This is a genomic window from Paraburkholderia sp. SARCC-3016, assembly GCF_031119615.1.
GTDB lineage: Bacteria > Pseudomonadota > Gammaproteobacteria > Burkholderiales > Burkholderiaceae > Paraburkholderia.
Map to the genome: position 1 here is coordinate 14,075 of NZ_JAVHZD010000016.1, position 26,914 is coordinate 40,988.

At 62.7% G+C, this 26,914-nt stretch carries 24 protein-coding genes; 19 read left to right on the top strand and 5 right to left on the bottom strand.

All coding sequences use genetic code 11. The features are described from left to right. Positions 1-4 precede the first annotated feature (4 nt). The 3 genes from QYH69_RS17175 (at position 5) to QYH69_RS17185 (ending at position 2,697) form a co-directional block, all read left to right on the top strand. Complete coding sequence (locus QYH69_RS17175) at positions 5-751, top strand: MOSC domain-containing protein (protein ID WP_308833056.1); 747 nt, start codon at positions 5-7, stop codon at positions 749-751. A gap of 137 nt (positions 752-888) precedes the next feature. Further along, the gene (locus QYH69_RS17180; protein ID WP_308833057.1) at positions 889-2,001 is read left to right on the top strand and encodes an NADH:flavin oxidoreductase/NADH oxidase; all 1,113 of its coding nucleotides are present in this window, start codon (positions 889-891) and stop codon (positions 1,999-2,001) included. Positions 2,002-2,208: 207 nt separating this feature from the next. Then, the gene (locus tag QYH69_RS17185; protein ID WP_308833058.1) at positions 2,209-2,697 is read left to right on the top strand and encodes an SET domain-containing protein-lysine N-methyltransferase; all 489 of its coding nucleotides are present in this window, start codon (positions 2,209-2,211) and stop codon (positions 2,695-2,697) included. Between the two features lie 70 nt (positions 2,698-2,767). Here the strand turns inward: QYH69_RS17185 and QYH69_RS17190 are convergent, their stop codons facing one another. Both QYH69_RS17190 and QYH69_RS17195 read right to left on the bottom strand, forming a co-directional pair. Next, complete coding sequence (locus QYH69_RS17190) at positions 2,768-4,342, bottom strand: sensor histidine kinase N-terminal domain-containing protein (RefSeq protein ID WP_308833059.1); 1,575 nt, start codon at positions 4,340-4,342, stop codon at positions 2,768-2,770. Positions 4,343-4,626: 284 nt separating this feature from the next. Continuing rightward, entirely contained in the window at positions 4,627-5,313 is a 687-nt protein-coding gene (locus QYH69_RS17195; RefSeq protein WP_075155370.1) for a response regulator transcription factor, read from the bottom strand. A gap of 108 nt (positions 5,314-5,421) precedes the next feature. On the opposite strand from QYH69_RS17195, the gene QYH69_RS17200 reads away from it, so the two are divergent. Continuing rightward, the gene (locus QYH69_RS17200) at positions 5,422-5,646 is read left to right on the top strand and encodes a DUF3717 domain-containing protein (RefSeq protein WP_308833060.1); all 225 of its coding nucleotides are present in this window, start codon (positions 5,422-5,424) and stop codon (positions 5,644-5,646) included. A gap of 90 nt (positions 5,647-5,736) precedes the next feature. Here QYH69_RS17200 and QYH69_RS17205 read toward each other — a convergent pair whose 3' ends face one another. Continuing rightward, positions 5,737-6,045 (bottom strand): 4a-hydroxytetrahydrobiopterin dehydratase, encoded by a 309-nt coding sequence (locus QYH69_RS17205; protein WP_308833061.1) that lies wholly within the window; start codon positions 6,043-6,045, stop codon positions 5,737-5,739. A 205-nt stretch (positions 6,046-6,250) separates the two neighbouring features. Here QYH69_RS17205 and QYH69_RS17210 point away from each other — a divergent pair, with 205 nt between their 5' ends. Then, positions 6,251-6,748, top strand: coding sequence for an Lrp/AsnC family transcriptional regulator (locus QYH69_RS17210; RefSeq protein ID WP_308833062.1), 498 nt, complete (start codon positions 6,251-6,253; stop codon positions 6,746-6,748). Positions 6,749-6,782: 34 nt separating this feature from the next. On the opposite strand, the gene QYH69_RS17215 is transcribed toward QYH69_RS17210, so the two are convergent. Next, positions 6,783-7,319, bottom strand: a complete 537-nt coding sequence (locus QYH69_RS17215) for a class IV adenylate cyclase (protein WP_075155367.1) — start codon at positions 7,317-7,319, stop codon at positions 6,783-6,785. Between the two features lie 268 nt (positions 7,320-7,587). Then, positions 7,588-8,487 (bottom strand): LysR family transcriptional regulator, encoded by a 900-nt coding sequence (locus QYH69_RS17220; RefSeq protein ID WP_308833063.1) that lies wholly within the window; start codon positions 8,485-8,487, stop codon positions 7,588-7,590. Positions 8,488-8,619: 132 nt separating this feature from the next. Between QYH69_RS17220 and QYH69_RS17225 the strand changes: the two genes are divergently transcribed. The 14 genes from QYH69_RS17225 to rsmG all read left to right on the top strand — a co-directional run bounded on the left by QYH69_RS17225 (position 8,620) and on the right by rsmG (position 26,861). Next, the gene (locus tag QYH69_RS17225; protein ID WP_308833064.1) at positions 8,620-10,143 is read left to right on the top strand and encodes a CoA-acylating methylmalonate-semialdehyde dehydrogenase; all 1,524 of its coding nucleotides are present in this window, start codon (positions 8,620-8,622) and stop codon (positions 10,141-10,143) included. A gap of 95 nt (positions 10,144-10,238) precedes the next feature. Continuing rightward, positions 10,239-11,978 carry a GMC family oxidoreductase N-terminal domain-containing protein gene (locus QYH69_RS17230; protein WP_308833179.1) on the top strand — a complete coding sequence of 580 codons (1,740 nt, stop codon included), beginning with the start codon at positions 10,239-10,241 and terminating at the stop codon, positions 11,976-11,978. Positions 11,979-12,247: 269 nt separating this feature from the next. After that, on the top strand, positions 12,248-13,027 hold the full coding sequence (locus tag QYH69_RS17235) for an ABC transporter ATP-binding protein (RefSeq protein WP_308833065.1): 780 nt from the start codon (positions 12,248-12,250) through the stop codon (positions 13,025-13,027). Beyond that, a complete protein-coding gene (locus QYH69_RS17240; RefSeq protein WP_308833066.1) occupies positions 13,024-13,782 on the top strand; it encodes an ABC transporter ATP-binding protein in 759 nt (252 codons plus the stop codon). The genes QYH69_RS17235 and QYH69_RS17240 overlap by 4 nt, the downstream gene beginning before the upstream one ends. Before the next feature lie 97 nt (positions 13,783-13,879). Beyond that, complete coding sequence (locus tag QYH69_RS17245; RefSeq protein WP_308833067.1) at positions 13,880-15,094, top strand: ABC transporter substrate-binding protein; 1,215 nt, start codon at positions 13,880-13,882, stop codon at positions 15,092-15,094. A gap of 137 nt (positions 15,095-15,231) precedes the next feature. Continuing rightward, positions 15,232-16,116 carry a branched-chain amino acid ABC transporter permease gene (locus QYH69_RS17250; RefSeq protein ID WP_308833068.1) on the top strand — a complete coding sequence of 295 codons (885 nt, stop codon included), beginning with the start codon at positions 15,232-15,234 and terminating at the stop codon, positions 16,114-16,116. Then, entirely contained in the window at positions 16,116-17,087 is a 972-nt protein-coding gene (locus QYH69_RS17255) for a branched-chain amino acid ABC transporter permease (protein ID WP_308833069.1), read from the top strand. The genes QYH69_RS17250 and QYH69_RS17255 overlap by 1 nt, the downstream gene beginning before the upstream one ends. 587 nt (positions 17,088-17,674) lie before the next feature. Further along, positions 17,675-18,829, top strand: a complete 1,155-nt coding sequence (locus QYH69_RS17260) for an ABC transporter substrate-binding protein (protein ID WP_308833070.1) — start codon at positions 17,675-17,677, stop codon at positions 18,827-18,829. Positions 18,830-18,950: 121 nt separating this feature from the next. Beyond that, positions 18,951-20,123, top strand: a complete 1,173-nt coding sequence (locus tag QYH69_RS17265; RefSeq protein ID WP_308833071.1) for an ABC transporter substrate-binding protein — start codon at positions 18,951-18,953, stop codon at positions 20,121-20,123. A 202-nt stretch (positions 20,124-20,325) separates the two neighbouring features. Continuing rightward, a complete protein-coding gene (locus QYH69_RS17270; RefSeq protein ID WP_308833072.1) occupies positions 20,326-21,381 on the top strand; it encodes a branched-chain amino acid ABC transporter permease in 1,056 nt (351 codons plus the stop codon). Positions 21,382-21,385: 4 nt separating this feature from the next. Further along, positions 21,386-23,173 carry a branched-chain amino acid ABC transporter ATP-binding protein/permease gene (locus tag QYH69_RS17275; RefSeq protein ID WP_308833073.1) on the top strand — a complete coding sequence of 596 codons (1,788 nt, stop codon included), beginning with the start codon at positions 21,386-21,388 and terminating at the stop codon, positions 23,171-23,173. Between the two features lie 5 nt (positions 23,174-23,178). Next, positions 23,179-23,946, top strand: coding sequence for an ABC transporter ATP-binding protein (locus QYH69_RS17280; RefSeq protein ID WP_308833074.1), 768 nt, complete (start codon positions 23,179-23,181; stop codon positions 23,944-23,946). A gap of 225 nt (positions 23,947-24,171) precedes the next feature. Continuing rightward, positions 24,172-26,145, top strand: a complete 1,974-nt coding sequence (mnmG, locus tag QYH69_RS17285; RefSeq protein WP_308833075.1) for a tRNA uridine-5-carboxymethylaminomethyl(34) synthesis enzyme MnmG — start codon at positions 24,172-24,174, stop codon at positions 26,143-26,145. Further along, positions 26,142-26,861 carry a 16S rRNA (guanine(527)-N(7))-methyltransferase RsmG gene (rsmG, locus tag QYH69_RS17290; RefSeq protein WP_308833076.1) on the top strand — a complete coding sequence of 240 codons (720 nt, stop codon included), beginning with the start codon at positions 26,142-26,144 and terminating at the stop codon, positions 26,859-26,861. Before mnmG ends, rsmG begins: the two co-directional genes overlap by 4 nt. Positions 26,862-26,914: the final 53 nt, after the last annotated feature.

The window sequence follows — 26,914 nt, forward strand, 5'->3', positions numbered from 1 at the left end:
CGCCATGAATGACACTCTGTGCTGCGTCGACGCGCTATTGATGGGCAAGGTCGCACCGCTTGGCGATTCCGGAAAGCGCAGCGCGATCGACAAGCATCCGGTCACCGGACGCGTTCGCCTCGACGAAACGGGCCTCGATGGCGACGAGCAGGCCGACTCCACGCATCATGGCGGCGTGGAAAAAGCGCTGCATCACTATCCGTTCGATCATTACGCGACATGGCGCACCGAGTGGCGCCAGCGCAGCAACAGCGTTGATAGCGACGTTTCCGCAACGGCCGCGCCGGGCGTTGCGCGCTTGGCATCACGCGGCGCATTCGGCGAGAACATCAGCACGCTCGGCATGAACGAGGCAAATGTGTGCGTCGGCGACGTTTACCGCATCGGCGACGCGATCGTACAGCTCTCTCAGCCGCGCCAGCCGTGCTGGAAACTGAACCTGCGCTTCTCACGCGACGATATGTCGCGGCGCGTGCAGCAGACGCTGCGCACCGGTTGGTACTACCGCGTGCTCGAAGCAGGCGAGATCGGCGCCGGCGATCGCATCGAGCGCCTCGCGCGCGTGCATCCGCAGTGGACCGTGGAGCGCCTGCTGCATGTGCTCTACGTCGATCGCGACGACCGCACGGCGCTCGAGCAGATGGCCAATCTCGACGCGCTGACACCTTCATGGCGTGCGACGGCCGCGAAGCGGCTCGCCAACGGCGCGGTCGAATCGTGGAGCAAGAGGCTCGATACGCCTGCGGACTGACCCGCGCCCAAAGCAAAGCCGTCGAGAGCAAGCCGCGGCCGGACAACGGCAAAACAACGATTCGCACACGTGTGCAGCACTTCGGACCCGGTGCTATTCTCGAACGCTCCTCCTCACGTTCGACCGAGTCCCATCCCATGAGCGCCCTGTTCTCTCCGCTCACGCTGCGTAGCGTGACGCTGCCGAATCGCATCGTCGTCTCGCCGATGTGCCAGTACTCCGCCGAACGCGGTGAAGCGACCGCGTGGCACATGATCCATCTTGGGCATCTTGCGCTGTCGGGCGCGGGCTTGCTGATCATCGAAGCGACCGCCGTCGAGCCGGACGGGCGCATCACGCCGGGCGATCTCGGCCTGTGGGACGACATGACCGAAGCCGCGCTCGTGCCGGTGCTCGCCGCGATTCGCAAGTATTCCGGCATTCCGGTTGCGATGCAGCTCGCGCACGCGGGCCGCAAGGCGTCCAGCCATACGCCGTGGGATGGCGGTCAGCTGATTCCGGTATCCGACGGCGGCTGGTTGCCGCACGCGCCTTCGGCGTTACCGCACAAGGCCGGCGAGGAGCCGCCGCTTGCACTCGACTATCCGGGCCTCAACCGCATTCGCGATGCGTTCGGCGCCGCGGCGCGCCGCGCGGCACGGCTTGGCGTCGATGCGCTCGAGATTCACTGCGCGCACGGCTACCTGCTGCACGAATTTCTTTCGCCGATTGCGAATCGGCGCGGCGACGAATATGGCGGGTCGCTCGAAAACCGCATGCGTCTTCCGCTCGAGATTTTCGATATCGTGCGGGCCGCCTTTCCGGCCGATAGACCGGTCGGCGTGCGCGTCTCGGCCGTGGACTGGGTCGACGGCGGACTGACGATCGACGACACGATTGCCTTCGCGCGGGAACTGAAAAAGCGCGGCTGCGACTGGATCGACGTTTCGAGCGGCGGGGTGTCGCCGCTGCAGAAAATTCCGGTCGAACCCGGTTACCAGACGCCATTCGCGAAGGCGATCAAGGAAGCGACCGGCTTGCCGACCATTGCCGTCGGTTTGATCAGCGATCCCGAACACGCAAACCGGCTCGTCGAGGAAGGCGACGCCGATCTCGTCGCCATGGCGCGCGCGATGCTGTACGATCCGCGCTGGCCATGGCACGCCGCTGCGCAACTGGGCGCGTCGGTGCAGGCGCCGCCGCAATACTGGCGTTCCCAGCCGCGCGACCAGAAGGCGCTGTTCGGCGATATTTCGTTCGGGCAGCGGTGAACTTCCGAGCGATACGCAGGAAGGTGCTTCGTGTGCACGCCGACGCTTGAACGAAATCATATCGACCGTGTAGGATGCCGGTTGTGATGCGGATGCGCATCAACTGTCGACGCGGCGCCATGAGGGCGCCGCGTTTGCTATCCGGACCAGAAAACAGTCGGAAAGCGGACGGAAAGTCCACCTTAGTTTTTCACAAGGATTCATTCAATGAGTTCACGCAGGATCGCCGTGCGCCAATCGGGCGTCCATGGCAAAGGCGTGTTTGCGCTCGAACCGATCGCAGCGGGCGAACGCCTGATCGAGTACAAGGGGGAGCGGATCTCGTGGAAAGAGGCATTGCGGCGCCATCCGCATAACCCGGACGAACCGAATCACACGTTTTACTTCGCGCTCGACAACGGCGGCGTGATCGACGGCAAAGTGAACGGCAACAGCGCGCGCTGGATCAACCACTCCTGTGCGCCGAATTGCGAAGCCGAAGAGATCGACGGACATGTGTTTATCGATGCGCTCCGTGATATCGAGGCCGGCGAAGAGCTGTTCTACGATTACGGCCTCGTGATCGACGCGCGTCAGACGAAGAAACTGAAGCGCGAATACGAATGCCGCTGCGGCGCCCGCAAGTGTCGCGGCACGATGCTCGCACCGCCGGAAAAAGGCGGAAAAGAGAAGAAGAGCAAGAAGAAAAAGAAATGAGCGGCGGCAGGCTTGTCGGGCTGCCATGTTGGCTGCCTGCGCGGCTGCATGCGGGGTCAACGAATCGTAATCACAGATCGATCGGCGCGTTATGCGCCGATTTTTTTGCGCCCTGAGGCAGCGCCGCTTCGCGCTCGACACGCTCGGCGTCCTCGTTGCCTTTCTCGCCATCCCGCTCGTTGTGGCGCTCTTTGCCGACTGCGCGCCGCGCCGCGCCGATCACGATCGGGATGTGCACAATGAAGCGCGCGCCGCCTTCGGGCGCATCTTCGTAATGCACGCTGCCGTGATGCAGCACCATGATGTCGTGGACGATGGCGAGGCCGAGCCCGGCGCCGCCGTCGACGCCGCTTTGCGATTCGCGATGCCGGTCGCCGCGGAAGAACCGCTTGAAAAGGTCAGGCTGCTGCGTAGCGGGCACGCCGGGCCCGTTGTCCTCGACGGTGAGTTCCGCCATGCCGACGCCGTCGATCACCGTTTCCTCGACCGTCATCGTGATGCGGCCGCCATGCAGGCGCGCGAGCGGCACATACTTGAGCGCATTGTCGAGCAGGTTGGCAATGACTTCGCGCAGCAGCACGGGGTTGCCGCGCGCAATCAATGGGCGGTCGTTCGACGGATCGTCGAGGCGCTGGAAGCCGAGATCGACGTGTGCGGCTAGCGCGCGCGGCACCCATTCGGCGCCGGTGTCGAAGGCAAGCGCCGCCATGTCGATATTGACGAAGCGCGCGGCCTGCTCGCCCGGCTCGGCGCGCGCAAGCGACAGCAACTGGTTCGACAGCCGCACCGCGCGATCGGCGGCGGCGCGCAGCTCGCGCACCGCGGCGAGCGTCTGTTGCGGATCGCGCGCGACGGCGGCCTGTTCCGCATGCAGCTTCACGGCGGTCAGCGGCGTGCGCAGCTGGTGCGCCGCATCGGCGATGAACTTGCGCTGCGAGTCGAGCGCGGTTTTCAGGCGGTCGAGCAGACCGTTCAACGCCCCGGTCAGCGGCCGGATCTCGACCGGCACAAAGGTTTCGTCGACCGGTTCGAGCGACGTGTGCGTCTGCCGGTTCAGCGAGTCGGCGAGATCGGTGAGCGGATTCAACTGCTGGTTCACGACGCGCCAGACGATCACCCAGCCGGCAAGCAGCAGAAGCAGCAACGGCATCATGATCGCGATCAGAAACTCGGCCGCGATGCGGAAACGATGACGCACGGGTTGGCCGACTTCGATGACGATCGGATTGCCGACCGGCTGATCGACCCGTACCTGCGCGACGCGCACCGTCACGCCCTCGTGCTTCGTTTCGAAGACGTATGCGTAGTGCATCCGCCGCACGCTCGTGCCCTGCAGCGGCAGGTTAGGATCGCCGGCAATTTCCGTTTCGCCGGTGCTGATGCGGTAGACGAGATGTTCGACCGGGTCCGAGAACATCGCTTGCGCGAGCGGCGGCACGGCAATGCGCGCATTGGGCCCGGCAATCTGAATCTGCTTCGAGATCGCGGTGGCGAGATCGGCCAGCGACCGGTCGACGACATGCTGCGTGTATTGCCACGCGAGCCAGTACGCGATCAGGCCGCTCATCAGCGCGAGCAGCGACAAAGGAGCGGCCAGGCGGCGCAGCAGCGAGCGGCGCAGACTGTTCGCGGCCGGATAGGACATGCTCGAACCCGCGAAAAGGGAAACGGCGAAGAACCGCGATGCATGAGCCCGCGGACGTCGACCGCAGGCAAAGGACAATGCCGGCGCACTGCCGCGGCTTTACGTTGTTATCAGGCCTGATCCGGCCCGTATCGCGTAAAGCGGCTTCAAGCAACTCGAAGTGGCTTGAAGCGGCGCGCGGCGCATGGGCGCCGGCATCCGAAGCGGATGCGCGGGACGTTTGTTGCCTGTCGCGCCCGCGCGTTGCTCCGCTACACCGTCATCCGACTGCGGTCATACGACCATTATGCAGCCTGACGGATCTCTTGCAGCAAATAACCGAAACCGCGCACCGTGACGATTTCGACGCGGCAGCTTTCGAGCTTTTTGCGGACCCGGTGCACATAGACTTCGATCGCGGTGTCGCCGAGATCGCCGCCGAAGTGCGTGAGGTGATCCTGCAGTTGCGCCTTGCTGACGACGCGGCCGTGACGCAGCAGCAGCATTTCGAGCACCGCGAATTCACGCGGCGACAGTTCGAGCGGCTTGTCGTCGTTGAAGATGCGGCGATCGACGCCCGACAGGCGCACGCCGCCCAACGACACTTCCGGACGCGGCATATCGCCGTGCGGGCCGCTGCGGCGCATGACGGCGCGGATGCGCGCCTCGAGTTCGGCCGGTTCGAACGGCTTCAGCATGTAGTCGTCGGCGCCCGAATTGAGGCCTTGGACACGGTCGTTCAGTTCATCGCGGGCGGTCAGCACGATAACCGGCGTATGCCGGTTGCTCTGACGAAAACGCGACAGCAACGTCATGCCGTCGATGCCGGGCAGGCCCAGATCGAGGATCACGAGTTCGTGGCGGTTTTGCGTGAGGGCCTGTTCGGCGAAGATGCCGTCGTGGACCATGTCGACCGTGAAGCCGGCTTGTTCGAGGCTGCTTTGGATGCCGCGTGCAATCGGACGGTCATCTTCGATCAGAAGGAGTCGCATGGGTTTCGCTCAAGTACAATGGGTTAGGCATGTCAGGCACGCGGTTCGCCGGTGCGCCTGCTACACAGGAGGCCGCCGCATGCCGCGGCGGGGATGATCACGAAAGTCATGTCCGAAATCACGATCAACGAACTCGAAGCCGCGATCAACTTCTGGCGCGCCCGTTCGCCTTCCGCAGGCGACGAACTCGTTCTGTGCAAGGAGGCAAGCGCGCTCTCCAAGCCGTATGCGTTGATGATTGTACAGCGACACCAGGTTGTGTCGCATGAAGCGCTCGATCAGTCTGCACGTGATGCGTGGAATTCTTACGTTCGCCTTAAGGATGGCCTGTAGAAGTGAAGGTTTGGTGCCCTGAATACCTCCAAAAGCCTTTCATTCCACGGGGCCGCAGTCATTTCGCCAGTTACGTCTGACCGGTTCGGTTTATGCGCTATCCGCGATGCGGTCGATAAACCGCGCGAGTTCGACATCGCGTTCGGTCACTCCGTTCGCATCGTGCGAAGAAAGCGTGATTCTCACGACGTTATAGACGTTCGACCACTCGGGATGGTGATCCATTTCCTGAGCCTTGATCGCCACGCGCGTCATGAAACCGAATGCTTCGTTGAAGTCGGCGAATTGAAGGCGGCGTTCGATCGCGTCGCGTTCGGCGACGCTTTGCCATCCCTTTAATTCGCGCAGTCTCGGTGCCCGTTCTTCGGCGCTTAGTTTGGCGGTCGGTTCGGCACTCATTTGTCACTCATTTGCCGCTCATCGGAAGATCCCGGCATCAGCCCGTCATAGCCGTCACATATCAGGCCGCGTCATTTTTCCACGGAAGAAAAGACGCTGCAGCGAGTTCGGCAGGACGCCCGCGCGGCGGCCGAGACAGCCTTTTGCGGGGTGCATCGCGTGCCATAATTGCGCGTCGAATCGGCCGAACAGGCGAGGAAAAGTCATGGTGGAGCTTGATCATTTCGATCTCGCGCTTCTCGACGTGCTGCAGCGCTTCGGGCGCGCGACGCATCAGCAGCTGGGCGAACAGGTGCCGCTTTCGCCGTCGCAGATCGGCAGGCGCTTGCAGCGGCTCGAAGCGATCGGGGTGGTCGACGGCTATCGCGTCGTGTTGAGGCCTGAAAAGCTCGGCCTCGGCGTGACGGCATTCACGAGCCTGAAGCTGAAGCACCACGGCGATTCGATCATCGAGCAGTTTCAACAGCAGATCGACACGCTGCCCGAAGTGCTCGAATGCCACGCCGTGGTCGGCGACGCCGACTATTTGCTGCGCATCGTCGCGCCGGACCTGACCGCGTTGTCGTCGTTCGTGATGAAGAAACTGATGCGCGTGCCGGGCGTCGACAGCGTGCGCTCGAACATCGTGCTTACGACATTCAAGCGCAATGGGCCGTTGCCACTCGGGCATCTGTCGCCGGGCAGCGCGACCGAAGCGCAATAGCGCTGCCGGCGAGCGGCGGTCACGGGGAGCAGGCTCAAGCCACCTTCAACGGTTCCTGCGTCGCATCGAGCAGATCCGCATACGCGACTGCAACGAGGTCCGACTCGGGTACGCCGAGCTTCCTGAACATATCGTGAGCTTCGGCCTCGCCGCCTTCTTCGTCGTCATCCTGCGCGAGCACCACTTCGAGTTCGATGAAATCGCCGAGCCCGTCGACGCGATCCAGATGAATCCTCGTGCGGCCGACCAGATACACGTGCCGCTCTTTCGATACGACGCAACGCGTGGTCAGCGCGGTCGCGAGCAGCGAATGCATCGCTTCCGCATTGGTGACCGGGCTTCTCGTGTAATACGAAACCTTCGGGCCATCGCGATCGTCGCGTTGATAGAAAATCAGTTCGGCAGGCGTGCCGTCGTCGAACTGGCGCAGCTTCAGGCGGCCGCGCGGCACGTCGTAGAAGCTGTCCAGCTGGCGAAAGATCAACGGAGCGTCTGGCGAAAGGGCGGCGGCGCGCTCGCGAAGCAGATCGAACTGGTGGGCGCGGGCTTTGATTTCGATGTTGCGGGCCATGTAGTGCTCCTGTTGAGAGAGAAAGTCGGCGCAAACGCACCAGAAAAGACGCATGCTCGGTACGGCGATACGACGCAACGGCAAGGCAGCCGCAAGCGAAATGCGACATGCGCATCGGGAATCGATGCGTGCCGCTTACCACGCGAACGGATGGGAAACCGGACGGGAGAAAGCGGAAGAGCCGTGAGACGGGGGAACCGTCAATCTAGCAAAAAGCGCGTGACGGCGCGTTGACGTAGCGTACTCCTTTGTCTGACATGAGCGCGCCTCATATCGCCCATTGCATTTCGATCAGCTTCAGCGCAGCGGCGATCGCGGGCTCGTCCTTATGCTCGGCGAGCGTGATGAAGCTCAGTTCGGTCGGCACGGTGACGCCTTCGACGATCGTCAACGCATGTGCATGCGCTTCGGCGATCGCCGTCGCATCGCGTGCAAGCGAGAGGCCGACGCCCGATTTGACGAGATCGAGCATCGACGGCTCCTGGTCCACTTCGGCGACCTTGACTGGTTTCACGCCCGCTTCGTCAAAGCGCCGCGACAGCAGCCGGTTATGCGCCGAGGCCGGCGGCGTCCAGATCCACGGCAGCGCGGCGAGCGCGCGCCAGTCGTGCGCGCTTTTGACGCGGTCTTTCCAGCCGGCCGGCGCGAGTACGCGGTACTGGAAGCGCGTCAGCGTAATCGAGTGAAACAGCGCGGCATCGCGCGCATCGTCTTCGGACGGCTGGCCGATATAAAAGCCGACGTCGAGTTCGCCCGCGCGGATCTGTTCGAGGACCCAGCCCGACATGCCGTGCCGCAGCGCGGTTTCGATATGCGGCCAGGTTTCCACCAACTGGCGCAAAAAGCCGCCGAGGCGTAGAAACTCAGGATCGAGGATCGTGCCGATACGCAGGCGCCCGCGCACTTCCTGGCGCAGGGTTGCCGCCGCGCGCTCGACGTCGCCGGCCGCCGCGAGCGCGCGCTCGGCATGCGGCAACAGCGCCTGGCCGTCGCGCGTCAGCGTGAGCCCGTGCGACGAGCGCGTGAACAGCGTCACGCCGAGCGCTTCCTGCAGATGTTTGATCTGCAGGCTCACGGCGGGTTGGGTCAGATGCAGCTGCGCGGCGGCGCGCGTCAGATTGCCCTCGCGCGCGACCGTCGCGAACGCCCTCAGCAGTGTCAGGTCCATCGGCTGATATTAGCGCGACTTATATCGCAGTTGAGCAGAACTCATTGAATTTCGCGTATTGAACGCGATTACGCTTCGGTTCAAAGGCGACATAAGAGCGCGACATCCATCGACTTTTTCGGCGAGGAAAACATGAGCGAGACAGATCGGAACCCTTCGCGCGTGCGGGAGCTGAAGCACGCGATCCACGGACGTCTGGTCGAGGGCACGAGCCAGCGCTTCGGCGACGTGTTCAACCCGGCGCTCGGCAGCATCGCGGCACGCGTGCCGCTCGCAAGCGTCGCGGAAGTCGATGCGGCGGTCGCGGCGGCGAAGGCTGCATTTCCGGCGTGGAGCGAGACCGCCCCGCTCAAGCGGGCACGCGTGATGTTCAAGTTCAAGGAACTGCTCGATAGACATCACGACGAACTCGCCGAACTGATTACGCGCGAACACGGCAAGGTGTTTTCCGATGCGAAGGGCGAGGTGACGCGCGGCATCGAAGTCGTCGAATTCGCATGCGGCATTCCGAATCTGCTGAAGACCGATTTCACCGATCAGATCGGCGGCGGTATCGACAACTGGAACCTGCGGCAGCCGCTTGGCGTGGTCGCCGGCATCACGCCGTTCAACTTCCCGATGATGGTGCCGTGCTGGATGTTCCCGATGGCAATCGCATGCGGCAACACGTTCGTGTTGAAGCCGTCGGAGCGCGATCCGTCCGCATCGATCCGGCTTGCCGAATTGCTGAAGGAAGCGGGTTTGCCCGATGGCGTATTCAACGTCGTGCATGGCGACAAGGTTGCGGTCGACGCGCTGCTCGCGCATCCCGACATCAGCGCCGTGTCGTTCGTCGGGTCGACGCCGATCGCCGAATACATCCATACGGAAGGCACCAGGCGCGGCAAGCGCGTCCAGGCGCTGGGCGGCGCCAAGAATCATCTCGTGGTGATGCCCGATGCGGACCTCGATCAGGCCGTCGACGCGTTGATCGGCGCCGCATACGGTTCGGCCGGCGAGCGCAGCATGGCGATTTCAGTCGCCGTCGCGGTCGGCCATATCGCCGACGAGCTCGTCGAACGTCTGACGCCGCGCGTGAAGGCGCTGAAGATCGCCAATGGCATGGACCCCACGGCGGAGATGGGCCCGCTCGTCACGGCTGCGCATCGCTCGAAGGTGTCGGGTTACGTCGATGCGGGCGTGAAGGAGGGCGCGACGCTCGTCGTCGATGGCCGCAGTCACGAAGTGGCGGGGCACGAGAAGGGCTTCTTTCTTGCCGGCACGCTGTTCGATAACGTGAAGACCGATATGTCGATCTATCGCGACGAAATCTTCGGCCCGGTGTTGTGCGTCGTGCGCGTGCCCGATTTTGCATCGGCCGTCGAGCTCATCAACAGGAACGAGTATGCGAACGGCGTGTCGTGCTTCACGACCGACGGCGGTATCGCGCGCGCGTTCTCGCGGCAGATCCAGATCGGCATGGTCGGCATCAACGTGCCGATTCCGGTGCCGATGGCATGGCATTCGTTCGGCGGCTGGAAGCGCTCGCTGTTCGGCGATCACAACGCCTATGGCGAGGAAGGCGTGCGCTTTTACACGCGCTACAAGAGCATCATGCAGCGTTGGCCGGACAGCATCGCGAAGGGTGCGGAATTCACGATGCCGGTCGCGAAGTAAGCACGCGGCGGATAGGGTTGAGAGTGAAAGCGATATAGCGAACGCGCTGTGCCGAACGGCTAGCGGCGCAACGCGCAAGGAGACCGGCAGTGAGCATGACTAACGTAACGTCGCAAACGACGCGCACAGCAGGCGGACGTGCAGCAGGTGAAAGAACGCTCGAAGGCGAATTCGACTACATCGTGATCGGTGCGGGCACGGCGGGATGCGTGCTCGCGAACCGTCTGAGCCAGGACCGCGACGTGTCGGTGCTGCTGCTCGAAGCGGGCGGCAGGGACGATTATCACTGGATCCACATACCTGTCGGCTACTTGCACTGCATCGGCAATCCGCGTACCGACTGGCTCTACAAAACAGCAGCGGAGCCTGGCTTGAACGGACGCTCGCTGTCGTATCCGCGCGGCAGGGTGCTCGGCGGCAGCTCGTCGATCAACGGCATGATCTATATGCGCGGCCAGCGCGAAGACTACGACGAATGGGCGCGCGTCACGAACGATTCGTCATGGGCCTGGGATGCCGTGCTGCCGGTGTTCAAACGCAGCGAAGACCATCACGGCGGCGGTAACGAATGGCACGGCGCGGGCGGCCAATGGCGCGTCGAGAAACAGCGCCTCAAATGGAGGATTCTCGAGACGTTCGCCCATGCGGCGCACGAAACCGGTATTCCGCACACCGAAGATTTCAATCGTGGCGACAACAGCGGCGTCGGCTACTTCGAAGTGAACCAGAAGCACGGCATTCGCTGGAATGCGTCGAAGGCATTCTTGCGGCCCGCGCTCGGGCGGCCGAATCTGACGATCATCACGGGTGCGCATACGCAGCGTCTGGTGTTCGAGGGCAAACGCTGCGTCGGCGTCGAATATCGCGGCAACGACGTCGACTACGTCGCGAAGGCGAAATGCGAGGTGATCCTGAGCGCCGGCGCCGTCAATTCGCCGCAATTGCTCGAGTTGTCGGGGATCGGCAATGGTGCGCGCCTGCAAAACCTCGGCATCGATGTCGTGCGGGATTTGCGCGGCGTCGGCGAGAATCTGCAGGATCATCTGCAATTGAGGATGGCTTATAAAGTGCGCGGCGTGCGGACGTTGAACACGTCTTCGGCGCACTGGTGGGGCAAGCTGATGATCGGGCTTCAGTATCTGCTGATGCAAAGCGGTCCGATGTCGATGGCGCCGTCGCAGCTCGGCGCATTCGCGAAATCGGATGCCGGCGATGTGTCGATTACGCGTCCTGACCTCGAGTACCACGTTCAACCGCTGTCGCTCGACCGCTTTGGCGAACCGTTGCATCGTTTCAATGCATTTACGGCGTCGGTATGTCACCTGCGGCCGACGTCGCGCGGCAGCATTCATATCGGCTCGCCCGACCCGCATGCGCCGCCGCTGATCGCACCGAACTATCTGTCGACCGATTACGACCGGCACGTCGCGGCCAACGCTTTGCGGCTCACGCGCCGCATTGCGGCTGCACCAGCGCTCGCGCGCTATTCGCCCGAAGAGATTCTGCCGGGCGTGCAGTTCCAGACCGAAGAGGAATTGCAGCGCGCGGCGGGCGAGGTCGGCACGACGATCTTTCATCCGGTCGGCACATGCCGAATGGGAACGACCGACGATCCCGCCGCGGTAGTCGATACGCGGCTTCGTGTGATCGGTGTCGACGGCTTGCGCGTGGTCGATGCGTCGGTCATGCCCAACATTACGTCGGGGAACACGAACTCGCCGACGTTAATGATCGCCGAGCGCGCGAGCGAAATGATCCGTGCCGACCGTCGCGCGCAGCGCAGCACGATGCAAAACGAAGCGATGTCTGCCGCGGCGCCCGTGTCGGTTGCGTGACAGTACCCGGGCGGCGGCGCATGCCTGAGGGGACGGGCCTCGCCGGGTGCCGACCCCGGATGTGCGCCGCATCAGTTAGTGCAAATCCCAATGAATGCGCTGCATCAATGGCGCGACAATGGCAGCCATGCTGCGTAGTGCGGCATGGCTTGCCGTCTGTATTGGTGCATCACGCCACGACCGGCAACGGGGGTTTGAACGCCATCCGACCTTGCGCAACGCTGCGCGGATTACCGTAGTGCTTCGCCTTACTTCGCATGGAAGGGAACATGATTCTCGGCGATACGATACTCGAGACGCGCGGGCTGACGAGGGAGTTCAAGGGGTTCACGGCGGTCAACGGCGTCAACCTGCGGGTGCGGCGCGGCTCGATTCATGCGCTGATCGGCCCGAACGGCGCGGGCAAGACCACTTGCTTCAATCTGCTTACGAAGTTTCTCGAACCGACAGCCGGGCAAATCGTCTTCAACGGCGTCGACATCACACGCGAGCGGCCGGCGCAGATTGCGCGGCGCGGCATCATCCGCTCGTTTCAGATTTCCGCAGTTTTCCCCCATCTGACCGCATTGCAAAACGTGCGCATCGGCTTGCAGCGCGCGTTGGGCACCGCGTTTCATTTCTGGAAGAGCGAGCGCACGCTGCATCAGCTCGACGACAACGCGCTCGATCTGCTCACGCAAGTCGGCCTGGCGGATTTCGCCGACGTGCCGACGGTCGAGCTGTCGTATGGCCGCAAGCGCGCGCTCGAAATCGCGACGACGCTCGCGATGGAGCCCGAACTGATGCTGCTCGACGAGCCGACGCAGGGCATGGGCCACGAAGACGTGGACCGCGTCACGGCGTTGATCAAAAAAGTATCGGCGGGCCGCACGATCCTGATGGTCGAACATAACATGAATGTGATTGCCGGCATCTCCGATACGATCACGGTTCTGCAGCGCGGCGAGGTGCTCGCGGAAGGAACCTATGCGGACGTATCGAAGAATCCGCTCGTGACGCAGGCCTATATGGGCAGTGCCGATGCCGCGCTGGCCGGAGCGCATGCATGAGCACGGTCACCGAGAACGAGAACGTCGAAACGAACGGGGCGTTGAGTGCGGAACCGGCGCTCGAAATCGCCGGGCTGCAGGCGTGGTACGGCGAGTCGCACATCCTGCACGGCGTCGATCTGACCGTTGCGCGCGGCGAGGTCGTCACGCTGCTTGGCCGCAACGGCGCCGGTCGCACGACCACCTTGCGCGCGATCATGGGACTGACGGGGCGTCGTACGGGTTCGATACGCGTGGGCGGCCGCGAAACGATCGATCTGCCCACGCACCGCGTCGCGCATTGCGGCATCGGTTATTGCCCCGAAGAACGGGGCATTTTCTCGAGCCTCTCGTGCGAGGAAAACCTGCTGCTGCCGCCCCTGGTCGGCGACGCGGCACACATGATGTCGCTCTCCGAAATCTACGAGATGTTCCCGAATCTGCAGGAACGCCGCATGAGCCAGGGCACGCGGCTATCGGGCGGCGAGCAGCAGATGCTCGCGGTCGCGCGCATTCTGCGCACCGGCGCGAACCTGCTGCTGCTCGACGAAATCTCGGAAGGACTCGCGCCGGTGATCGTGCAGGCGCTTGCGCGAATGATCGTCACCTTGAAGTCGCGCGGCTACACGATCGTGATGGTCGAGCAGAATTTCCGCTTCGCCGCGCCGCTTGCGGATCGCTTCTATGTGATGGAGCACGGCCGCATCGTCGAGCATTTCGGCGCCCAGGAGCTCGAAAGCAAAATGCCGGTCCTGCACGACCTGCTCGGCGTGTGAGCGGCGCGGGCGCTTCGATGTCGCGGCACCGCGCCCGCCGCTCCCGCGACGCACATTGCCTCTGATAAACACAACGCAGAACCAAGGAGACACACAGATGAAAAGGAAAACTCTCGCGCGCCTCACGTCACTCTGTTTCGCGGCGGCCGCCGGTATCGCGCTGACCGCGGGCAGCGCGCGGGCAGCCGACGACGCCGTGAAGATCGGCTTTATCACCGACATGTCGGGGCTCTATGCCGACATCGATGGCCAGGGCGGCCTCGAGGCGATTCGCATGGCCGTTGCGGATTTCGGCGGCAAGGTGAACGGCAAGCCGATCCAGATTCTCTACGCGGACCACCAGAACAAGGCCGATATCGCCGCCTCGCGCGCACGCGAGTGGTTCGACCGCGACGGTGTCGACGCCGTGATCGGCGGCACGAACTCGGCAACCGCGTTGTCGACAAACCAGGTCGCGGGCGAGAAGCACAAGGTGTACATCAACATCGGTGCGGGCGCCGATACGCTGACCAACGAGCAGTGCACGCCGTACACGGTCCACTATGCGTACGACACGACCGCGCTCGCCAAAGGCACCGGTTCGGCCATCACGAAGCAGGGCGGCAAGACCTGGTATTTTCTGACCGCCGATTACGCATTCGGCAAGGCGCTCGAAAAGAACACCGCGGACGTCGTGAAGGCCAACGGCGGCCAAGTGCTTGGCGAAGTGCGGCATCCGCTGTCCGCATCGGACTTCTCGTCGTTTTTGTTGCAGGCGCAAGCGTCGAAGGCGCAGATTCTTGGGCTCGCGAATGCGGGCGGCGATACGATCAACGCGATCAAGGCCGCCAAGGAGTTCGGCATCACGAAGACGATGAAGATCGCCGCGCTGCTGATCTTCATCGACGACATCCACAGTCTCGGGCTCGAGACGACGCAAGGCCTGATCGCGACCGACAGCTGGTACTGGAACAAGGACGCGAACACGCGCAAATGGGCCCAGCGCTATTTCGAGAAGATGAAGAAGATGCCGTCGAGCCTGCAGGCAGCCGACTACTCGGCCACGATGACATATCTGAATGCCGTGAAGGCGGTCGGCTCGACCGATCCGGACAAGGTGATGGCGCAGCTCAAGAAGACCAGGATCGACGACTTCTACGGTAAGGGCTATATCCGCCAGGACGGCAGCTTTATTCACGACATGTACCTGATGCAGGTGAAGACGCCCGCCGAGTCGAAAGAACCGTGGGACTACTACAAGATCACGGCAACGATCCCGGGCGAACAGGCATTTACGACAAAGCAGGAAACGCGCTGCGCGTTGTGGAAATAAGCGCCGGCGATAGCCTGCCGCGGACAGGCGGCGGCAGGCGCGCACGTTCCGCGTGCTGGGCGCATTGGGCTACGGTGGATTTGCGGTTGGCCTGATGCGCCCAGCGCGCTTTTGCTTTCACTTTGACGACGCGTTCAATGGATATTTTTGGCATCCCGCTGCCGGCCATGTTGAGCCAGTTGCTGCTCGGTCTCGTGAACGGTTCGTTCTACGCGATCCTGAGCCTCGGGCTGGCGGTGATTTTCGGCTTGCTCAACGTGATCAACTTCGCGCACGGCGCATTGTTCATGCTCGGCGCCATGCTCACATGGATGGGCCTCGCGTATTTCGGCCTGCCGTACTGGGTGATGCTCGTGCTCGCGCCCATCATCGTCGGATTGTTCGGGATGCTGATCGAACGATCGATGCTGCGCTGGCTCTACAAGCTCGATCACCTGTACGGGCTGTTGCTGACGTTCGGGCTCACGCTGGTCGTGGAAGGCGTGTTCCGCTCGATCTACGGCGCGTCCGGTCAACCGTACGATGTGCCAGATCTGCTTTCCGGCGCGACCAATCTCGGCTTCATGTTTCTGCCGAATTATCGCGCCTGGGTGGTGGTCGCGTCGCTGATCGTCTGCTTCGCGACGTGGTTCGTGATCGAGAAGACGCGCCTTGGCGCTTACCTGCGCGCCGGTACCGAGAATCCGAAGCTCGTCGAAGCCTTCGGCGTCAATGTGCCGATGATGGTCACGCTCACCTATGGTTTCGGCGTCGCGCTCGCGGCGTTTGCCGGCGTGCTGGCCGCGCCTGTCATCCAGGTCTCGCCGCTGATGGGGCAACCGCTGATCGTCACGGTGTTCGCCGTGGTAGTGATCGGCGGGATGGGGTCGATCATGGGCTCGATTCTGACCGGCCTGCTGCTCGGCGTGATCGAAGGCTTCACGCGAGTGTTCTATCCGGAGGCGTCGGCCACGGTCGTATTCGTGATCATGGCGCTCGTGCTGCTCGTGCGGCCGACAGGCCTCTTCGGCAAGGAAAAATAATGCAGAGAAAAGCGCTCTACGTGCTGCTGCTCATCGGTCTCATCGTTGCGCCGTTTGCCGGCGTGTACCCGGTGTTCGTGATGAAGGTGCTGTGCTTTGCGCTGTTTGCGGCGGCGTTCAATCTTCTGATCGGTTACACGGGGCTGCTGTCGTTCGGGCATGCGATGTTTCTCTCGACCGCCGGGTATATCACCGGCTATGCGATCCAGTCGCTCGGTACGACGCCTGAAATCGGCGTGCTCGCCGGCACCGCGGCCGCGACGCTGTTGGGGTTGATTGTCGGGCTGTTCGCGATTCGCCGGCAGGGCATCTACTTCGCGATGGTCACGCTCGCGCTCGCGCAGATGATCTACTTCGTGTTTCTGCAGGCGCCGTTCACGCATGGCGAGGATGGGCTGCAAGGCGTGCCGCGCGGCAGGCTGTTCGGCCTGCTCGATCTCTCGTCGGACCTCACGCTGTATTTCGTCGTACTGCTCGTGATGGTGCTCGCCTTCATGCTGATCGTGCGCATCGTGCACTCGCCATTCGGGCAGGTGCTGGTCGCGATCAAGGAGAACGAGCCGCGAGCGATTTCGCTTGGCTACGATACGAACCGCTTCAAGCTGCTCGCGTTCGTGCTGTCCGCAGGGCTCGCGGGTCTCGCCGGTGCGATGAAGGTGCTCGTGCTCGGGTTCGAAACGTTGAGCGATGCGTACTGGACGATGTCGGGCCTCGTCGTGCTGATGACGCTCGTCGGCGGCATGGGCACGCTGTTTGGGCCGCTGCTCGGCGCCGCGCTGATCGTCTCGCTCGAAGAGCGGCTCGGCGATATTGGCAACGTGATCGCGGCGGCGACGGGTATCGACTGGTTCCGTTCGCTAGGCGAATCGGTGACGATCGTCACGGGCCTGATCTTTATCGCTTGCGTGCTTGCATTCAGGCGCGGCATTGTCGGCGAAATCGTTGCGCGCGTGAAGCCATTGCGTGCATAAGCGGGTGGGGCAGGCGGAAGTGGAAACGCTTCCGGCCATGTCCGGTTGCTTCGTTATCCGATTCAAAACTAACGCGGTCAAACAGGCGCCAAACGAGTTCGACATGTATGTCAAAGTGTCGACACTGCGCGCCCCGATACGGTGCGCAGCTGCACCACTAGGGTAAATGCTAGTTGTTCGATAGAGCGTGCTTGTTTAATCTTCACACAGTTCTGATGCACCCGAATTTTGCAGGTGGAGAACGAGGAGACAATGAGGCGCTAAGCGCCCATACAAAAGCGCTGTTGGACTGGATCCAACAGCGCTTTTTACTTTTTGTCTGTCTTTTCGCGAAGTATCCGGCGTGCTCATCTTGCCGCGTCAATGAACGGCGCTCGAAACTGAGTTTCTGCGCCGCGAGGCCGCTTCAATAAGCCTGCTTCTTTCCGGCGGTAGATACCGCCTTGCTAGCCTCGCCGCACGCCTCGGCGCCTTCGGCTACACTCGCCATTCCCTGATATTGATGTCCCTGGTGTGGCCACAAGGTCATGCCACTTAAAACCGGCCCTTTATATCGATTGCGTTTCGACACGGGCGTAAGGAGTGGAATGAAGTCGGCATGGCGATGGATGAGCGCGGCGTTTTTGTGTGTGGCGTATCACGGCGCGATAGCGGCAGACGTAAAGATCGGCATCACGGTATCGGCGACGGGCCCGGCGGCGTCGCTCGGCATCCCCGAGAAGAACACCACCACGTTGCTGCCGAAAGAAATTGCAGGGCAGAAGGTCGACTACATCGTACTCGACGATGCGACCGATTCGACGCAGGCCGTGAAGAACACGCGCAAGCTGGCAAGCGAAGACCATGTCGACGCATTGATCGGCTCGACTGTCGTGCCGAACTCGCTTGCGATGATCGACATCGCAAGCGAAGCTCATACGCCGATGATTTCGCTCGGCGCGGCCGCGGCGATCGTGGAGCCGATGGATGCGAAGCGCGCGTGGGTGTTCAAGACGCCGCAAAACGACATCCTGATGGCGACCGCGATCGCGCAGCATATGGCAAGGCACGGCGTGAAAACGGTTGCGTTCATCGGCTTCGCGGATGCCTATGGCGAGGGCTGGTTCAAGGAGTTCTCGAAGGCGGCACAGCAGGCGAACATCAAGGTCGTCGCCAGCGAGCGCTTCGCGCGCAATGACACTTCGGTGACAGGGCAAGTGCTGAAAATGATGTCACAGCACCCGGATGCGGTGCTGATCGCGGGCGCCGGCACGCCGGCCGCGTTGCCGCAGCGCACGCTCAAGGAACGCGGCTACAACGGCAAGTACTACCAGACGCACGGCGTCGCGAACAACGACTTCCTGCGCGTGTGCGGCAAGGATTGCGACGGCACCTATCTGCCGGCCGGTCCGTTGCTCGTCGCCGATCAGCTGCCGGCGTCGAATCCCGCGAAGCAGGCCGCACTCACGTATAAGCATGCGTACGAATCCGCGTACGGCGCCGGGTCAGTGTCGACATTCGGCGGTCATATGTGGGATGCTGGACTGTTGCTGCAGCATGCGATTCCGATCGCGCTGAAGCAAGGTCAGCCGGGTACGCCGGCGTTCCGCGAAGCGCTGCGTGCGGCGCTCGAAAGCACGCGGGACCTGCCGGCCTCGCAAGGCATCTTTAACATGAGCGCCAACGATCACGCCGGCCTCGACGAGCGGGCGCGCGTGATGGTGCAGATCGTCGATGGCAAGTGGAAGCTCGTGTCGGACTGATTTGCATCGGTATCGGTGCATTGATGCATCCCGGCAAAGAAGGCGCGTGCAGCTCGACGCGCCTTTTTTTCTGCCTGCTCGCAGCGAAACCGAAGCCCCGGATATCTGAACAGGTCGAACCTTGAACAACACGAAACGATGGATGCGCGCCGCCGTCTCTGCCACGTTCGCCGCGGCATCCGCGTGCGGCGCCGGCTCGGCCGCGGCACAGGTGAAGATCGGCGTGACGTTGTCGACGACTGGTCCTGCCGCGTCGCTCGGCATTCCTGAGAAGAACACCATCGCGCTGCTGCCGAAAGAAATCGGCGGCAAGAGCGTGCAATACATCGTGCTCGACGATGCAACCGACAGCACGCATGCGGTGCAGAACGTGCATAAGCTGATCGACGAAGACCATGTCGATGCGATTATCGGCTCGACGGTCACGCCCGCCTCGCTGGCGATGCTCGACCCCATCGCCGAAAGCAAAACGCCGATGATCTCGCTTGCAGCATCCGGGTCGATCGTCGCGCCGATCGATGCGAAGCGCGAATGGGTGTTCAAGACGCCGCAAAACGATGCGCTGATGGCCGATGCAATCGCCGCTTACATGGAGAGGCACGGCGTGAAGTCGGTCGCGTTTCTCGGCTTTGCGGATGCGTATGGCGAGAGCTGGTACTCGGTCTTCAATGCGGCTGCGAACGCACATCATCTGAAGCTCGTTGCCAACGAACGCTATAACCGCACCGATGCATCGGTAACCGGCCAGGTGCTGAAAATGATGTCGCAGAACCCCGATGCGGTACTGATCGCAGGTTCCGGCACGCCCGCCGCGTTGCCTGCGAAGTCGCTGAAGGAGCGCGGCTACAACGGCAAGATCTATCAAACGCATGGCGTCGCGAATAACGACTTCCTGCGCGTGTGCGGCAAGGATTGCGACGGCGAGCTGCTGCCTGCGGGGCCGATTCTCGTCGCCGATCAGCTACCGGACTCGAACCCGGTCAAGCAGTCGTCGCAAGCCTACGAGAGTGCCTACGAAAAGGTCTATGGCGCGGGCTCGCTGTCGACGTTCGGCGGCCATGCGTGGGATGCCGGCCAGTTGCTGCAGCGGGCGATTCCCGAAGCGTTGAAGAAGGGGCAGCCGGGCACGGTCGCGTTTCGCACCGCGCTGCGCGAGGCGCTCGAAAGCGTGAAGAACATGCCCGGGTCGCACGGCATCTTCAACATGACGGCGACCGATCACAATGGCCTCGACAGTCGCGCACGCGTGATCGTGCGGATCGTCGACGGCAAATGGCAATTGCAGAAAGACTAGAACAAGCCATCCATGGCCTGCGGCCGCGACGTCGGCGCGCAAGCTTCGTATCGGGGACAATGGCAGGCGCCGCTGTGATGAATTGTCGCGATTAACGATCGCGATGAGGCGTCGATCAGCGCGCAAGGCGTTCCCGCTTTTCCATGCGCTTTCTGTTTTCTCCCCATTCCGGTTTTCGACGCTCCACGAAGGACGATTCTGTATGGATCTATCAATCGCGGCGATCCTCGCGCAGGACGGCATCACGACCGGCGCGATCTACGCATTGCTCGCACTTGCGCTCGTGCTAGTTTTTTCGGTGACACGCGTGATCTTTATCCCGCAAGGAGAGTTCGTTTCATATGGCGCGTTGACGCTCGCCGGCCTGCAATCGCAGAAATTTCCGGCCACATGCACGATGCTCGTCGCGTTAGGCGCCGCGTGCTTCGTCGTGGAAGCGGCCGGACTCGTTCGGCATCCCGAACGACGCGGCGCTGCGGCGCGCACGTTCGCTGCGCTGGCCGGCAAGTATCTGCTGTTCCCGGCCGCCGTCTATGCACTGACGCGCGCGCTCTTCATGCATCCGCAGCCGATGGTCGTGCAGATCGCGCTCGCGTTGCTGATCGTGATTCCCATGGGTCCACTGGTCTACCGGTTGGCCTTTCAGCCAATAGCCGAAACCACGACGCTTCTGCTGTTGATCGTCGCAGTCGCGGTGCACTTCGCGATGGTGGGCCTGGGGCTCGTGATGTTCGGTGCAGAAGGCTCGCGCACGAACGCATTCTCGGACGCGACATTCAATATCGGCACGTTGGCGATTTCCGGGCAGAGCCTCTGGGTGATCGGCACGGCGCTCGTGCTGATCGTCGCGCTGTATCTGTACTTCGACCGCTCGCTTTCCGGCAAGGCGCTGCGCGCGACATCGGTGAACCGCGTCGGCGCGCAACTGGTCGGCATCGGCACGACGCAGGCGGGGCGCCTGGCGTTCACGCTCGCAGCGGGCCTCGGCGCGCTGTGCGGCATGCTCGTCGCGCCGCTGACGACGATTTACTACGACTCCGGCTTTCTGATCGGCCTCAAGGGCTTCGTCGGCGCGATCATCGGCGGGCTCGTCAGCTATCCGCTCGCGGCAGCCGGCTCCTTGCTGGTCGGCTTGCTCGAGTCGTATTCGTCGTTCTGGGCGAGCGCTTACAAGGAAGTGATCGTATTCACGCTGATCATTCCGGTGCTGCTGTGGCGTAGTCTCGCGACGCCGCACACAGAAGAGGCGGAGGAATGACACGATGAAACGCCTCGTTCGAAACGGACCGTTCTTTCTATTTCTGGTCGTGCTATTTGCGCTGCCGGTCCTGCCGAAACCGGTTCACGTGCCCGAATACTGGATCACGCTGCTCAACTACGTCGGCCTGTATTCGATCGTCGCAATCGGTCTCGTGTTGTTGACGGGCATCGGAGGCATGACGAGTTTCGGGCAGGCTGCATTCGTCGGCATCGGCGCGTATTCGACTGCGTACCTGACGACGCAATTCGGCGTGTCGCCGTGGTTTGGATTGATCGCCGGCGTCCTGTTGACTGCGCTGATCGCGCTCGTGCTCGGCCTCGTGACCATGCGGCTGTCCGGGCATTTTCTGCCGCTCGGCACGATCGCGTGGGGGCTCGCGTTGTTCTTTCTGTTCGGCAACCTCGAATGGCTCGGCAAGTACGACGGCATCAACGGCATTCCGGCGCTGAACCTGCTCGGCATCGATCTGGAGACGGGGCGGCATATCTATTACCTGATCTGGGTCGTCGTGCTTGGTGCGGTCGTCTCTGTTCAGAATCTGCTTAATAGTCGGCCCGGACGAGCGATTCGCGCACTGCACGGCGGTGGATCGATGGCGGAGGCAATGGGTGTCGACACCGCGTGGATGCGCGTCGTGATCTTTATCTATGCAGCGGTACTGGCGGCAGTTTCGGGCTTTCTCTATGCCCATCTGCAGCGCGCGGTGAATCCGACGCCGTTCGGGCTCAATCACGGCATCGAGTATCTGTTTATGGCCGTGGTCGGCGGCGTGTCGCACGTGTGGGGCGCCGTGCTCGGCGCCGCGATTCTGACGGTGCTGCAGGACTATCTTCAAACGCTGCTGCCGAAGCTGCTTGGCGAGAACGGCAACTTCGAAGTGATCGTGTTCGGCATTCTGATGGTTGTGCTGCTGCAGTACGCGCGCGGCGGCGTCTGGCCGTTGGTCGCCCGGTTTTTCCCTCGGGGGCCGCGTGTCCATGTTCCGGACGACATGCAGCCGCCGTTGCCGATGCGCAGCAAGCCGGCGGCCGGCGAACGGTTGCTGAGCGTCGACAACGTGCGTAAGGAGTTCGGCGGGCTCGTCGCTGTGAACGACGTCAGTTTCGATGTGAAGTCGGGCGAAATCGTCGGGCTTATCGGACCGAACGGCGCCGGCAAGTCGACAACGTTCAATCTCGTCACCGGCGTGACGCCACCGACGCGCGGTACGGTCACGTTCGGCGGCGAGCGGATCGACGGGCTGAATTCACGCGCGATTGCGAGGCGCGGAATCGGGCGGACATTTCAGCACGTCAAGCTGCTGCCGGGCATGTCGGTACTCGAGAATGTCGCGATCGGCGCGCATCTGCGCGGCCGCGCCGGCGTGTGGCGAAGCATTGCGCGGCTCAACGGCGCGGAGGAAGCACGCTTGATGGCCGAAGCCGCCCGGCAAATCCGGCGCGTTGGGCTCGAGCAGCATAGGGATGACGAAGCCGGAAGCCTCGCGCTCGGCCAGCAGCGAATTCTCGAGATTGCGCGCGCGTTGTGCTGCGATCCGTTGTTGCTGCTGCTCGACGAGCCGGCCGCCGGCCTTCGCTATCAGGAGAAGCAGCAGCTGGCTGCGTTGCTGCGCCGGCTGCGCGAAGAGGGGATGAGCATTCTGCTTGTCGAGCACGATATGGACTTCGTGATGAATCTGACGGATCGGGTCGTAGTGATGGAATTCGGTACGCGCATCGCGGAAGGTTTGCCCGAGGAGGTGCAAAAAGATCCGGCTGTGCTCGAAGCGTATCTGGGCGGGGTGGAGTGATGACGATGCCTAACGTAACGGCCGCTACGTCCGGGCCGATTTTGCGAGTCGACGGTTTGTCGGTCCGTTATGGGAAAGTCGAAGCGTTGCATCGCGCGCGGATCGAGGTGCGGCCGGGGCAGATTGTCTCGGTGATCGGGCCGAACGGAGCAGGGAAGTCGACGCTGCTGAACGCGATCATGGGTTCGCTGCCGGTGACGGGATTCTCGCAGGGCGAGATTCTGTTTCGCTCGCGCGACGTTAGCGCGCTGCCAGTCGAACAGCGTGTTGCGGGCGGAATGTGCCTCGTGCCGGAAAAGCGTGAGCTATTCGCGACGATGACGGTCGAGGACAATCTCGTGCTCGGCGCATATCGGCGGAGAAAATTGGGCGAGCGCAATTACCTCGATCAGCTTGATCCGGTATTCGGCTTGTTCCCTCGGCTGAAGGAGCGTCGGAAGCAGGCGGCTGGGACCTTGTCGGGTGGCGAGCGGCAGATGCTCGCGGTCGGGCGCGCGCTGATGGGCAAGCCCGAACTGTTGATGCTCGACGAGCCGAGCCTTGGGCTTGCGCCGCTGTTCGTGAAGGAGATCTTCCGTATCATCAGCGCGCTGCGCGAGACCGGCGTCGCGACGCTGTTGATCGAGCAGAATGCGCGGGCGGCGTTGCAGATTTCCGATTATGGCTACGTTCTGGAGACGGGCGAAATAGCGCTCGAGGGGGTGGCGGCGGAATTGGCGCACAGTCCGCGGGTGATTGAAACCTATCTCGGCTTAGCGAAGAAGGTCCCTTGACACCTGTCACCGGGTTGCAGCGGCGCGGGAAGATCCGGGCAGCGCGTGGTGATTTGCAGCGGTTTCACGGATTTCGTCCCCGGCGAGCGCGGCGTGTTTCACGTGAAACGCGCCGTTTTGTGTCCGTACGCAACTCGACGTAAATCGGGCCAAAAGCGAACCCGTTATAATTCGCCCATACATTTTTCTGAAAGGCTCACGTCAACGGTCTGCGTGAGATCTCCGATGCTTTATCCCACAGAGTTTGACGTAATCGTCGTCGGCGGCGGGCACGCCGGCACTGAAGCCGCACTGGCTTCGGCCCGCATGGGCAACAAGACGCTGCTGCTCACACACAACATCGAAACGCTCGGCCAGATGAGCTGCAATCCGTCGATTGGCGGCATCGGCAAGGGCCATCTGGTCAAGGAAGTCGACGCACTCGGCGGTGCGATGGCGGCTGCTACCGACGAAGGCGGTATTCAGTTCCGGATCCTGAATTCGTCGAAGGGGCCCGCGGTCCGGGCGACGCGGGCGCAGGCGGATCGACTGCTGTATAAGCAGGCAATCCGGAGCCGCCTCGAAAATCAGCCGAACCTGTGGCTGTTCCAGCAGTCGGTCGACGATCTGATGGTGGAAGGCGATCGCGTGGTCGGCGCTGTTACGCAGGTTGGTATCCGTTTTCGCGCGCGCGCCGTGGTGCTGACGGCCGGGACGTTTTTGGACGGCAAGATTCACGTCGGGCTCAACAATTACACGGGTGGCCGCGCCGGCGATCCGGCTGCCGTGTCCCTTTCGTCACGCCTGAAGGAACTGAAGCTGCCGCAAGGGCGCCTGAAGACCGGTACCCCGCCGCGCATCGACGGTCGCACCATCGACTTTTCGAAGGTCGAGGAGCAACCTGGCGATCTCGATCCGGTGCCGGTGTTTTCATTCCTTGGTCGCGCCGAACAGCACCCGCGTCAGGTGCCGTGCTGGGTCACGCACACGAACGCGCAGACGCACGACATCATCCGCGGCGGCCTCGACCGGTCGCCGATGTACACGGGCGTGATCGAAGGCGTCGGTCCGCGCTACTGTCCCTCGATTGAGGACAAGATCCATCGGTTTGCGTCGAAGGAATCGCATCAGATCTTCCTCGAACCGGAAGGGCTGACGACTAACGAGTTCTACCCGAACGGCATCTCGACGAGCCTGCCGTTTGACGTACAGCTGGATCTGGTCCGCTCGATGCGCGGCCTTGAGCATGCGCATATCCTGCGGCCCGGCTATGCGATCGAATACGATTACTTCGATCCGCGTGCGCTGAAGGCTTCGCTTGAAACCAAGGCGATCAGCGGACTGTTCTTTGCGGGGCAGATCAACGGGACAACCGGCTACGAAGAAGCCGCGGCCCAAGGTCTTCTCGCCGGCATTAATGCCGGATTGCAGGTGCAGGGCAAGGAAGCATGGTGCCCGCGTCGCGACCAGGCCTATCTCGGCGTGCTGGTCGACGATCTGGTCACTCGCGGCGTTTCTGAGCCGTACCGGATGTTCACGAGTCGAGCTGAATATCGCCTCAGTCTGCGCGAAGACAATGCCGATATGCGTTTGACGGAAATCGGTCGCGAACTTGGCGTCGTCGACGACGTGCGCTGGGACGCATTCAGCCGCAAGCGCGACGCGGTTTCACGTGAAACAGAGCGTCTGCGCTCCACATGGGTCACACCGAAGACGCTTTCCTCTGACGAAGCTACGGCCTTGCTCGGCAAGCCGATCGATCACGAGTACAACCTCGCGGAGTTGTTGCGCCGTCCGGGCGTTTCATACGATGGCGTCTGCGCATTGCGCGACGGCGCCTGCGCGCCGATAGAAGCACTCGCCGATGATCCGATTCTGCTCGAGCAGATCAAGGAACAGATCGAAATCGGCATCAAGTACCAAGGTTACATCGAGCGTCAGGCCGACGAGATCGAGCGTAACGGGGCGCACGAGAACACGCGTCTGCCGGACGCGCTCGACTATGCGGACGTGCGCGGACTGTCGTTCGAGGCGCGTCAGAAGCTCACGCAGCACCGTCCGGAGACGATCGGTCAGGCTTCGCGGATTTCCGGTATCACGCCGGCCGCGATCTCGCTGCTGATGGTTCACCTGAAGCGGGGGCTGGGCCGCCGTCCAGTGGCCGCGACGCAGCCGGTCACCACCGATTCCGGCACGGACAGCACGCCGGCCGCTCAATGACGGCGCGTCACAGCGGTTCGGTCGCTGCCAGTCGCGAGTCGCTGGCGGCGCTGCTGGTCGAAGGCGCGCGCGCACTGAGCATCGAACTCACCGACACGCAACACACAAAACTGCTCGACTACGTCGCGTTGCTCGCCAAATGGAACGCCGTCTATAACCTGACGGCGATACGCGACCCGCGGCAGATGCTGGTCCAGCACATTCTCGACTCGCTATCGATCGTGCCGCATCTCGTAGCTCGGCGAGCCGCGTCGTCGGTGCTCGACGTCGGGTCAGGCGGCGGACTGCCCGGCATCGTGCTCGCAATCGTGCTGCCGGACTGGCGCGTCACGCTCAACGACATCGTTCATAAGAAAACCGCGTTTCAGGCGCAGGCGAAGGCCGAGCTCGCGCTCGCGAATTTATCGGTGGTGACCGGACGTGTCGAAACGTTGCGTCCCGGTATCGAAGTACCCGAAAAATTCGATGTGATCGTATCGCGCGCATTCGCAGAGCTCGCGGATTTCGTTACACTGGCCCGGCATCTCGTCACGGAACATGGTGCGATCTGGGCGATGAAGGGTGTGCGTCCCGATGCCGAGATCGCGCGCCTGCCCGCCGGTGCGAAAGTGAAGCAGGTCATCCGGCTTGATGTGCCCTCGCTCGATGCTGAACGGCATTTGCTGGAAATTCTTGTCGAAGAACCTGGTGCGGCGGCTGCGCGTGCGTCAAACTAGGCCGGCGTCGCTAAGTCGACGCGGCGAGCGCAGGTAGCAAAGCCGGCGCACAA

Coding starts and splice junctions, on each gene's coding strand:
- rsmG (WP_308833076.1), top strand. CDS start 26,142: ATGACGGCGCGTCACAGCGGTTCGGTCGCTGCCAGTCGCGAGTCGCTG.
- QYH69_RS17230 (WP_308833179.1), top strand. CDS start 10,239: ATGACTAACGTAACGTCGCAAACGACGCGCACAGCAGGCGGACGTGCA.
- QYH69_RS17190 (WP_308833059.1), bottom strand. CDS start 4,342: ATGTCCTATCCGGCCGCGAACAGTCTGCGCCGCTCGCTGCTGCGCCGC.
- QYH69_RS17235 (WP_308833065.1), top strand. CDS start 12,248: ATGATTCTCGGCGATACGATACTCGAGACGCGCGGGCTGACGAGGGAG.
- QYH69_RS17255 (WP_308833069.1), top strand. CDS start 16,116: ATGCAGAGAAAAGCGCTCTACGTGCTGCTGCTCATCGGTCTCATCGTT.
- QYH69_RS17215 (WP_075155367.1), bottom strand. CDS start 7,319: ATGGCCCGCAACATCGAAATCAAAGCCCGCGCCCACCAGTTCGATCTG.
- QYH69_RS17185 (WP_308833058.1), top strand. CDS start 2,209: ATGAGTTCACGCAGGATCGCCGTGCGCCAATCGGGCGTCCATGGCAAA.
- QYH69_RS17225 (WP_308833064.1), top strand. CDS start 8,620: ATGAGCGAGACAGATCGGAACCCTTCGCGCGTGCGGGAGCTGAAGCAC.
- QYH69_RS17195 (WP_075155370.1), bottom strand. CDS start 5,313: ATGCGACTCCTTCTGATCGAAGATGACCGTCCGATTGCACGCGGCATC.
- QYH69_RS17280 (WP_308833074.1), top strand. CDS start 23,179: ATGCCTAACGTAACGGCCGCTACGTCCGGGCCGATTTTGCGAGTCGAC.
- QYH69_RS17210 (WP_308833062.1), top strand. CDS start 6,251: ATGGTGGAGCTTGATCATTTCGATCTCGCGCTTCTCGACGTGCTGCAG.
- QYH69_RS17180 (WP_308833057.1), top strand. CDS start 889: ATGAGCGCCCTGTTCTCTCCGCTCACGCTGCGTAGCGTGACGCTGCCG.
- QYH69_RS17270 (WP_308833072.1), top strand. CDS start 20,326: ATGGATCTATCAATCGCGGCGATCCTCGCGCAGGACGGCATCACGACC.
- QYH69_RS17175 (WP_308833056.1), top strand. CDS start 5: ATGAATGACACTCTGTGCTGCGTCGACGCGCTATTGATGGGCAAGGTC.
- QYH69_RS17245 (WP_308833067.1), top strand. CDS start 13,880: ATGAAAAGGAAAACTCTCGCGCGCCTCACGTCACTCTGTTTCGCGGCG.
- QYH69_RS17200 (WP_308833060.1), top strand. CDS start 5,422: ATGTCCGAAATCACGATCAACGAACTCGAAGCCGCGATCAACTTCTGG.
- QYH69_RS17250 (WP_308833068.1), top strand. CDS start 15,232: ATGGATATTTTTGGCATCCCGCTGCCGGCCATGTTGAGCCAGTTGCTG.
- QYH69_RS17260 (WP_308833070.1), top strand. CDS start 17,675: ATGAAGTCGGCATGGCGATGGATGAGCGCGGCGTTTTTGTGTGTGGCG.
- QYH69_RS17220 (WP_308833063.1), bottom strand. CDS start 8,487: ATGGACCTGACACTGCTGAGGGCGTTCGCGACGGTCGCGCGCGAGGGC.
- mnmG (WP_308833075.1), top strand. CDS start 24,172: ATGCTTTATCCCACAGAGTTTGACGTAATCGTCGTCGGCGGCGGGCAC.
- QYH69_RS17275 (WP_308833073.1), top strand. CDS start 21,386: ATGAAACGCCTCGTTCGAAACGGACCGTTCTTTCTATTTCTGGTCGTG.
- QYH69_RS17240 (WP_308833066.1), top strand. CDS start 13,024: ATGAGCACGGTCACCGAGAACGAGAACGTCGAAACGAACGGGGCGTTG.
- QYH69_RS17205 (WP_308833061.1), bottom strand. CDS start 6,045: ATGAGTGCCGAACCGACCGCCAAACTAAGCGCCGAAGAACGGGCACCG.